This window comes from Mesotoga sp. UBA5847 (assembly GCF_002432735.1).
Classification (GTDB): Bacteria; Thermotogota; Thermotogae; order Petrotogales; family Kosmotogaceae; genus Mesotoga.
In genome coordinates this window covers 1,877-4,832 of record NZ_DJGL01000013.1, presented here as the reverse complement: position 1 = coordinate 4,832, position 2,956 = coordinate 1,877, and the positions used below count along the sequence as shown (strand labels likewise).

The 2,956-nt window shown below is 44.4% G+C and carries 3 protein-coding genes; 1 reads left to right on the top strand and 2 read right to left on the bottom strand.

Going from position 1 to position 2,956, the window contains the following annotated elements:
• Positions 1–629: 629 nt before the first annotated feature.
• A complete protein-coding gene (locus tag B3K91_RS01270) occupies positions 630–1,898 on the bottom strand; it encodes an HD domain-containing phosphohydrolase (RefSeq protein WP_292593872.1) in 1,269 nt (422 codons plus the stop codon).
• Positions 1,899–1,907: 9 nt separating this feature from the next.
• On the bottom strand, positions 1,908–2,030 hold the full coding sequence (locus B3K91_RS01265) for a hypothetical protein (RefSeq protein ID WP_292593515.1): 123 nt from the start codon (positions 2,028–2,030) through the stop codon (positions 1,908–1,910).
• A 186-nt stretch (positions 2,031–2,216) separates the two neighbouring features.
• Here B3K91_RS01265 and B3K91_RS01260 point away from each other — a divergent pair.
• The coding region (locus B3K91_RS01260) for a LytS/YhcK type 5TM receptor domain-containing protein (protein WP_292593870.1) at positions 2,217–2,956 on the top strand (740 nt) is incomplete at its 3' end.

Here is a 2,956-nt window from a genome sequence, read left to right as displayed (position 1 = left end):
CTTAAGCGCACAGCGGATCTTAGAACAAATAGGGACCTTATCATATTAATAAGGAAAAGTCCACTAATCAAGTGACATTCAAGTTGTCAACCACATCCTTAGTGGCAGCTAAGGATGGATGAGCATCCTGGGAGTATTCAGGATCGTAATGCATCATAATTAAATCTACTCAAGAGAGAGTTAATGCATCAAAATAGAATCTATTCAAAATCGAATTGAAGAAGATTAAGAACACCTCCCTTTGAGTTAGATTTAGACTTCATTATTTGTATATCAGCGTACCAAAAGGGGTTACTCAATCGCAAAAGAGGTGTGAGTAGAATCAGTCACTGGAGCGAACACGGCAGTATCAATGACAATCATCATTTCTTATCGAAGAGTTAACCGTATGTTCCGGTCGATTAATGAGTTTATTCAGAAGCTTGTGTTATTATAATTCAATGCCTATTATTTTCGCGTAAACACTTCCTATTCTTAACCGCCCATCATGGGCGGTTCTTATTTTTTCGCTCTTATTTGTACAGGAGGTTGGCAGTGCAGTTCAGCTAAGTGACTCAAGCGAGATTCCGCTTCAGTGTACGACGAGCTAGCTGCCAAATCGGAGACTTAGTCTAGGATCGAAGCATGAATCAGAATCTGAAGCCTTCTTCAAGGATGGAAGTACAGATCTGGACGATCTTAGCGTCATAGAGAACTCCTGCGTTCTTTTTGATCTCTTCTATCGCAGCTTCAAAGCCAAGCGCAGCCCTGTATGGCCTGTGAGAACTCATCGCCTCAACCACATCTGCAACGATAATGATTTTGGCTTCTAGCAAAATCTCGTCACTCTTCAAATGTCTCGGATAGCCTGAACCGTCCAGCCGCTCATGATGTTGGTAGACAATATCTGCAACGGGCCAGGGTAGGTCGACCTTTCGAAGGATTTCATATGCGGTTTCGGGATGCTTCTTGATCATCTCGAACTCGATATCGCTCAGTTTTCCTGGTTTGGATAGAATCTCTGTTGGAATATTTATCTTCCCAATATCGTGAACCATCGCAGCAACTCTTATAGACTCAATAGTAAACTCGTCAAGACCCATTCTTTCTGCTATTTCTAAGGCCAACTTCGCAACATTCTTCTCATGAAACTGAGTGTATGGATCCTTAAGGTTCAGCATATCAGAGAGAACACTGACTACAGAATTGAAGGCTCGCTTCAGAGCTTCGTTTGCCTTCTGGCGCTCAGTTACATCTCTTGCAATCCCCTCTATAGCAATCAGCCTTCCGTCAATGTCGTAGATTGGAACATTAAGCTGTTCTGCCCAGACTACTTCGCCATTTTTTTTGATCCACCTAAGTACTACTGGAGAACGATCTACATGCTCCAGCAAATCTCTCAACTTTTCACGATCATCTGGATGAACCAACTCGAAGCCAAGATTTGGATTGGCATAGTGATCCTCTGGAGTGTAACCGATAAGCTTTGTAGATGATGGGCTGACGTACGAAAACTTCTGTTCGGGATAAAGCTCTATTCTGTATATCAGGTCGCTTGCCTTTTCGGCGATTAGTCTGAACTTTCTTTCACTTTCTTCGAGAGCCCTTTCGGCAGAAGTTCTAAGCTCCTCTTCCTTTTTTCTTCTAATGGCGTCTTTAACAGCAAAGGGAAGCCTTGAGATGTGCTCCTTAATGACGTAATCTGTTGCACCGGCCTTCATGCATTCGACTGCAGTCTCCTCATTAATAGAACCTGTCAGGATAATTACCGGAATATTCGGAGCGTGTTCGAGCGTTAGTTCTATCACTTCCATACCACTGAAGCCGGGCATCATGAAGTCTGAGACTATCAGAGTGGGCTTAAAAGTGCCAATAGCGTCCAGAAATCCCTCCCGATTGTCCGTGGTAAGAAAACGCAGACTTGAATCTCAATCCGCCAGCCCTCTAGTTATTTCCAGCTTTGCCAGTTCGGCATCACTTACTAAATCCTCTACAAAAAGTATCCTTACTACTGGAGAAGAAGACTCTTGATTAGATATTGTTCGAACCATAGACACCTCCTGAAACTACTTGATGATAGCACGAAAGAACCTTCCTTAAGATGTACGAACAGCACTCATTGATCAGAAACCCAACAGAAATCATCGGGCATTGTCTTTCTGTTGTGCTTATTCAACAGGAGCGAAGACTATAATTCTTGTAGAAGTAATTAAGGCAGACTGGCAGGAGGATTTTCTATGGGAAGAGAAGCACTTATAGCTTTGATGAATAACGCAGCGTTACTCATAACTCTTGCGGTTGTTTATGGGCTCTTCTATGCCCGATCTTCGCCGAGCAGACAATTCTCAAGTCAAGTGATCTCAGGTTTGTTTCTCGGTATGATCACTCTTGCCGTAATGCTCAACTCATGGCAGCTAGCTCCTGGAGTAGTTTTCGATACAAGATCCGTTGTCCTTGGGCTTATAGGCCTCTACTTCGGTCTCGTGCCTTCCGTGATTGCCGCTTCCATGAGCATAACTATGAGAATGTTCATGGGAGGAGGGGGTACGCTTGCAGGAATAAGTACGATTATCAGCTCGGTTTCTGTCGGTCTCCTTTGGCGACACTTTTTGAAAGAGAGAAGGACACGCCACTCGATTGTTGAGTTGTACCTATTCGGAATCCTCGTACATGTTTTTATGTTGTTATGCATGCTTCTTCTCCCATCGCCAAGCCGAGAGACTTTTTACGCCGTTGCCGCACTGCCGGTTATGCTTATCTATCCAGCAGCAACTACGGTAGTTGGGTGGGCTATGACAGCGCAATCAGCCAGGCGGCGCGGAGAGATAGCGGAGAGAGTGCTGGCGGCTACAAGCGAAAGACTGGCAACAATCGTTAAGAATTCTCCAATAGCCATCGTGAGTCTTGATCTCGAATACAGAGTAACAAGCTGGAACGAGGCGGCTGAAGAGATCTTTGGCTGGAAGAGTTCGGAGGT